The following is a 6430-nucleotide window of genomic DNA, read 5'->3' as shown; positions in this document are numbered from 1 at the left end:
CCTTAGAACAGTCTAAAAAATATATTCATTTAAATAATTATAACGCCCATCAGTGTGACGCTTTACTTCTAATAATCTGCATACATAAGTGTGAATTTTTCGCATTTTCACAAAATTTAACATATAAGCATTTTGCCTAATAGCGTGTCTATTGGATGGGTAGTAAGTTAAATTAATTCATGAGGTTAAGTTATTTTTCTTGTGGCATGGTTTAAGCGAGTGAGTGCACGAATTTAAGGCTGTGCACTATAAATCCTAAATTGGAGTAAATAAAAATTATAAAAAATATAACATCTAAGCGGATCGTATTGATATCTTCTTCAGCTGATCATCTTCATATAGAGCTTGAAACACCACAGTTACTTGCTGAAAAATTAAATGCAATTGTTTCAAATGCTTGGCCTTGTGGCGAATATGATTGTGATGCAATGGCGTTTTTCCTTGCTTGCTATGAAAATGGCGGTGAAGCAGCCCAAGGTTGGTATGGCTGGTATGCAGTTGATATTAGTCCTGTTTCAGGAGAGAGAACACTAGTTGGCTCTGGTGGTTATTTTGGACCTCCAGATAGTCATGGGATGGTTGAAATAGGTTATTCAGTGCTACCTGAGTGGCAGCGTCGTGGCTATGCTACAGAAATCGTTAATACACTCGTTTCCCATGCTTACTCTTTTGAAAAAACAAAGAACATTATTGCTCATACTTCAGCGGAAAATGAAGCATCAAAAAGGGTTTTGATTTCCAATGGTTTTAGTGAGACTGGCGTTAATGAAGGTCATCTACGTTTTGAACATGTTAGATAGTTAATTTTTTTGCCATACATCGGATCATTTATGTTACTTGTGTAGCAGCGAAAACGATTATTAATTTTTTATCTGGATCGATTTACGCTAAAAAGACACTTCAATATCTCGTCATTCGCCCCCCATTTCAGATGTCTAATGTTGGGGTGGATAAAAGTTTTTTATATAAAGCAATGTTGATTGATAGGCTATTGCTTAAAGTAAGCTTATTCATTTAGACAATAAAAAAGCACCCTAGGGCGCTTTTAGCCGTTAAACCTTGAATAGCTAGAGCAAGGTGAGAGTACTAAAGTGATTTATTCTTACTTCCCCACACTAGAGCCAATTTGATGGTTGTTAATTACTTAGCGGGCGTTTTTTGCGCTTCAACTAAGGTGGAATAGCCGCCACCATTATAGGTTTGGGTGTATCCGGCAGCGACTAAGGCTTCGGTCGCAATACTGCTACGACGACCGCTGCGGCAATACAAGACGACGGGAGCATCTTTGGCGATGCCACGCTTAGCAAACTCCTCTGTCACTTGCTCAAAGGGAATATTGACCGCATTCGCTAAATGACCTTCGGCAAATTCTTCAGGTGTTCTAACATCGAGCACCATAGCGCCTGCGGCAATTTTATCCCATGCGATTGCAGGATCTTGGTCGGCGGCGCTGGCTATCATGGGCATTAGCAGCAGTGGCATGAGTACCAGTGATTGCAAGCTTAATAGGGCTAAGCGCATTAGGCTTTGGCCACGGGTTACGAGGTTGTGGGTCACTTTATCTCTCCTTGACGGCTTTTTGGCACGCTTGTATTAGGCCAAGCGTGTACTTGCTCACCTAACTCTTATCTCTTATTTTAACTCTTAAGCAGTGACTGTATGTGGCTTAGCTTTGTTTAGCAATTTCAGCCTCTGATTTTACACCCAATTTTCGTAAAACCATGGCGGCAGGACAAAAACCGGTAAAAGCACTTTGGAATAGGTTAGCGCCAACAAATGCGGTTAACCACAGAAAGTTGTGGTGCACATAGGCGGTTAACACCAGTGACAGTAACACCATAAATCCGGCAAAAGCCATAATACTGCGTTCTAATGACATACCTTACTCCTTGAAGCCATCTTGGTGATGGCCTTTGTTGTGGTTAGTTTTGTGTTTGTGTTTGTGTTTGTGTTTGTATCTGAACAGTATTCATACGGTTTTTCATGGCCGTGTAGTACAGCACAGGGATGACAACTAAGGTCAGTATGGTCGAGATAAAAATACCAAAGATCAGACTGATCGCTAAGCCATTGAAAATCGGATCATCAAGAATAAACAATGCCCCTATCATGGCTGCAAATGCAGTCAGCATGATAGGTTTAGCTCGCACGGCGCCAGAGTGGATCACTGCCCGCTCAAAGGGCACGCCGGATGCGGTTTCTTGATTAATAAAATCGACCAATAATATCGAGTTACGCACAATAATCCCCGCCAGCGCTATCATGCCTATCATGGACGTCGCGGTGAATTGCGCTCCGAGCAGGGCATGCCCTGGCATTACACCAATCACAGTTAATGGGATTGGCGCCATAATGATGAGCGGCACGAGATACGATCTAAACTGCGCCACTACCAAGAGATAAATGGCGATCATGCCGACCGCATAGGCGATGCCCATGTCTCTAAAGGTTTCGTAGGTGATTTTCCACTCGCCATCCCAGAGCACGGCGACTGAGTCTAGCCCTGTGGGTTGGTGAATATAATGCTGATCAAACCCTAAGCCATCGGCGTCATCAATTTTGCCCGCCATGTCGAACATGCCGTAGAGTGGGCTGTCCAGTGGCCCCGACATATCGGCGACGACCATGATCATAGGGATCATATTCTTATGGATAATTGGTGCATCGATTTTGCCGCGTTTGATGGTCACCAGCTCAGACACAGGCACGGATTTCCCCGTTTGGCTCAGTAACTTCATATTCAGCACTTGCTCTAAATCGACTTTCGCGCCTTCGTTTAATTGCAGGCGGATCGGTATCGGTTGTTTTTGCTGGGCTTGATGTAAATAGCTCACATCTTTGCCGCCAACTGAGGTGGCAATCAAGTCGACAATATTGCTGTAGGGCACGGCCATCAGGCTGGCTTTACTGCGGTCGATCATCACTTGCCATTTTTGCTGGGCGGCGGGCAAGAAAATATCGATATCGACCACATCTTTGGTTTCATGGAACAGCGCCTGCATCTCATATGCGGCTTGCTCGCGAATAGCGGGACTTGGGCCATACACTTCTGCAACCAGCGGCGACCACACTGGCGGCCCTGGTGGCACTTCAACCACTTTGATATTGGCTTGATATTGCTCGCCAATTTGCTGCAGTTCGTCTCGCACCGATACCGCTATGCTGTGGCTGTCGCGCTTGCGGTGTTTCTTATCCACTAGGTTCACTTGGATGTCGCCAAGCTCTTGGCTGTGACGCAGGAAATAGTGGCGCACTAAGCCGTTAAAGTTCATTGGCGCGTTAGTGCCCGCATACAATTGCAGATGCTCGACCTCAGGGACGGTTGTTAGATAGCGACTCAAATCCTGCAATACTCTTTGTGTTTGCTCTACGGGAGTGCCTTCTGGCATGTCCACCATCACTTGAAACTCGGACTTATTATCGAAGGGCAGCATTTTCAGCACCACGAGCTGACCGACAGGGAGCGCGACGGCGATGCCGATTAACACAAATACGCCGGCAGCCAGTCCCACTCTTGCCTTACGGGCATTTTTACCCAGCAGGAAAGGACCAATTAAGTGAGTAAAGAGGCGCACCATCTTAGTTTCAGCTTCATCCTCGTGCGAGGCTTGGGCAGTATCGTGTTGGTCATTATGTTTCAGCAGTTTACGACTGAGCCAAGGAGTGACCACAAATGCCACAACGAGGGAAATTAACATGCCCATACTGGCGTTGATGGGGATCGGGCTCATATAAGGCCCCATTAAGCCCGATACAAAAGCCATCGGCAGCAAGGCTGCGATAACAGTAAATGTCGCCAGAATCGTCGGGCCACCGACTTCATCGACCGCCACTGGGATAAGCTCGCTGAAGGACTTTTTGCCGAGCGCCATATGCCGGTGGATGTTTTCTACTACGACTATGGCATCGTCGACCAAGATGCCGATGGAGAAAATCAAGGCGAACAAGGACACGCGGTTTAAGGTAAATCCCCACGCCCAAGAGGCGAAAAGGGTGATCGCTAGCGTGATAATAATGGCCACGCCCACGACTAAGGATTCGCGTGCGCCCATGGTTAAAAAGACCAGCACGACTACGGCGCTGGTGGCAAAAATCAGTTTTAAAATAAGGGTGTTAGATTTATCCGCCGCGGTTTCGCCATAGTTACGTGACACTGTGACTTCGACATTCGCGGGGATCAACACATTGTCGACTTTAGCTATCCGCTCAATCACACTGTCGGCGATATCGACGGCATTTTGGCCTGCTTGTTTACCAATTGCGATTGTAACGGCGGGATAAATGTCGGTTTTATCTGCGTGCCAAACGCTCGGTTTAGGGATATCACTTTTTAAGCTGATTTCGGCAATATCCGCTAAATAAATCGGAATAGTTTTGCCTTGTTTATCTTGATAGACACTGACGACTAATTGCTTGAGATCGTCGATGGATTGTAAAAACTGCCCAGCCTGAACTTTAATCTCTTGATTGCCTTGCACTAAGGATGCAGGCATAGAGACCATATTATTGTCATTCAGACTTTGTCTTAACTTATCGTAGGTCAGATTAAAGCTGTTCATCTTGGCGGGATCGATACGTATGTTGGCCACCATATCGTGCTGGCCAACGGTATCGATTTCGCGAGTGCCGGGAATACGCTTAATTTCAGTTTCTAACCCAAGGGCGACATGGGTTAGCTGCTCAGCAGACACTTGCCTGTCCTTTGACCATAAGGTCAAACTGACAATGGGCACATCATCGATGCCGCGTGGTTTAATTAGCGGTTCACCCACGCCAGCGCCCCTTGGTAATTTATCCATGTTGGAATAAATCTGGTTGTATAGGCTGACGATGGCATCATTGCGCGCAACACCGACCTTAAAGATGACGATGATCAGCGCGCCATCGGGTTGGGAGAACGAGTACAGAGTATCTATGCCTTTGATTTCGGAGATCACTTGTTCCGCTGGCAGGGTGACTAAGTTTTCAACTTCCGTGGGTGTCGCGCCGGGAAAAGGGATAAACACATCGGCAAAGGTGACATCAATTTGTGGCTCTTCTTCTTTTGGTGTCACCAAAATGGCGAATAAGCCAAGTAAGAGCCCGAGAAGTGCTAATAGCGGCGTGATGGCGCTATTTTGAAAGGCAGCGGCAATTCGTCCGGAAATCCCAAGTGTGGTTTGTGGTGCTGGAGCATGTTTCATAAAACAACCTCGACAAAGCTTAAGTCGCTAGGGAATTTATTGCTTCTTGCTGAGCAACACTTGGTAGGCATCAACGGCCACCTTGTCACCCGACTTAAGGCCCGCAAGCACTTCTACCTCGCCATCTAAGGGCTCAGTGACACGGACTTGGGTCAGCACAAAGGCTTCGCCTTGTTTAAGGTAAACACTGCTCAGTTCGTTCATTGTGAGTAGTGCAGAGGCGGGCAGTTGGATTTTTTCCCGATCGCCATTTTTAAAGGAAGCTTTTGCCCAAGTACCAGGTTGAAGATTGGCTTCATTTTCTGGCAGATTAATTCGCACTTGATAACTGTGGCTGACGGGATCGGCGAAACTGAAAATCGTGAGGTCAGTTGAGGTGAACTCGCGGCCATCACTTAAACGGACGAGAAATTCGGGGGAATTTTTAAGTTGGTTAATGTAACGCTGTGGCACTTGGGTAATGGCGCGCATTTGACTCGCGGAAAACCCTGAAAGTAGTGCTTGTCCTGGGCTTACGGTTTCGCCAAGTTCGACAAAACGCTCAGTGACTATGCCACTAAAAGGCGCTGAAACGACAGTGTATTTTAAGGATTCGTTGGCTTTGATGACACGGGCTTGTGCTGCACTGACGGCTTGTTCTGTTGCTTTAGCATTGGCGGTGGCTTCATCCATCGCGCCCTTAGAAATCGCGCCTTGGGGAAATAGCTCTTTATAACGTTTGTATTGTGCCTGAGCTTCGACATTTAAAGCCTTCGCTTTGGCTAGATCAGCCTCAAAGCTTGCCAGTTCAGCGCCTTGCTCTTTACTGGTAATTTCCAGTAGGGCGGCTCCTTCGGGGACGACATCGTTAACATCGTAGTTGAGTTTAACAATACGACCAGAGGTTTGCGCCGATACCGTCGCTGCTTTTACTGCTTCAATGGTGGCGTCTAAAGTGACCCAATTCGGATAGGGTTTATTTAAGACTTCGATGGTTTCGACTGAGGCAGCCTGAGCTTGAGTACTGGAAAGTGCCAGCAGTAAGAAAAAAGCACGAGAAATTGATGTCATAACTTATATCACCCCAGATGTAATTTATGAGAAAATTCTAATGGAGTTGTTTTCAATAGGCAATCAATATTTATTAGAAAAATTTAATGTAGTGTTTTTACCTAATTTAGGAATAAGGAATAAGGCCTATAGCGCCTTATTCCTCCTGCTTCAGTGCTACAAATTAAGCTTAAAATTTAGTCATTTAAATAATAGGT

5 protein-coding genes are annotated in these 6430 nt (G+C 46.0%); 1 reads left to right on the top strand and 4 read right to left on the bottom strand.

The features are described from left to right. Window positions 1-308 precede the first annotated feature (308 nt). Window positions 309-800: a GNAT family N-acetyltransferase gene (locus KFE26_RS23035; protein ID WP_212601837.1), complete on the top strand. Its 492-nt coding sequence runs from the start codon at window positions 309-311 to the stop codon at window positions 798-800. A 340-nt stretch (window positions 801-1140) separates the two neighbouring features. Here the strand turns inward: KFE26_RS23035 and KFE26_RS23030 are convergent, their stop codons facing one another. From KFE26_RS23030 to KFE26_RS23015, 4 genes are all read right to left on the bottom strand, one after another. Then, a complete protein-coding gene (locus KFE26_RS23030) occupies window positions 1141-1557 on the bottom strand; it encodes a rhodanese-like domain-containing protein (RefSeq protein ID WP_198572759.1) in 417 nt (138 codons plus the stop codon). A gap of 109 nt (window positions 1558-1666) precedes the next feature. Next, the gene (locus KFE26_RS23025; RefSeq protein ID WP_006082265.1) at window positions 1667-1879 is read right to left on the bottom strand and encodes a DUF2892 domain-containing protein; all 213 of its coding nucleotides are present in this window, start codon (window positions 1877-1879) and stop codon (window positions 1667-1669) included. Between the two features lie 43 nt (window positions 1880-1922). Next, window positions 1923-5183: an efflux RND transporter permease subunit gene (locus KFE26_RS23020; protein ID WP_212601836.1), complete on the bottom strand. Its 3261-nt coding sequence runs from the start codon at window positions 5181-5183 to the stop codon at window positions 1923-1925. A gap of 36 nt (window positions 5184-5219) precedes the next feature. Continuing rightward, window positions 5220-6233: an efflux RND transporter periplasmic adaptor subunit gene (locus tag KFE26_RS23015; RefSeq protein WP_212601835.1), complete on the bottom strand. Its 1014-nt coding sequence runs from the start codon at window positions 6231-6233 to the stop codon at window positions 5220-5222. Between the last annotated feature and the right edge of the window lie 197 nt (window positions 6234-6430).

The organism is Shewanella sp. M16 (assembly GCF_018224605.1).
In the GTDB taxonomy this organism is placed as follows: domain Bacteria; phylum Pseudomonadota; class Gammaproteobacteria; order Enterobacterales; family Shewanellaceae; genus Shewanella; species Shewanella oncorhynchi.
This window is presented reverse-complemented; position numbering and strand designations above follow the sequence as displayed.

Excerpts from the sequence above, each read along its gene's own strand:
- KFE26_RS23025 (WP_006082265.1), bottom strand. The coding sequence starts at position 1,879 with ATGTCATTAGAACGCAGTATTATGGCTTTTGCCGGATTTATGGTGTTA.
- KFE26_RS23020 (WP_212601836.1), bottom strand. The coding sequence starts at position 5,183 with ATGAAACATGCTCCAGCACCACAAACCACACTTGGGATTTCCGGACGA.
- KFE26_RS23015 (WP_212601835.1), bottom strand. The coding sequence starts at position 6,233 with ATGACATCAATTTCTCGTGCTTTTTTCTTACTGCTGGCACTTTCCAGT.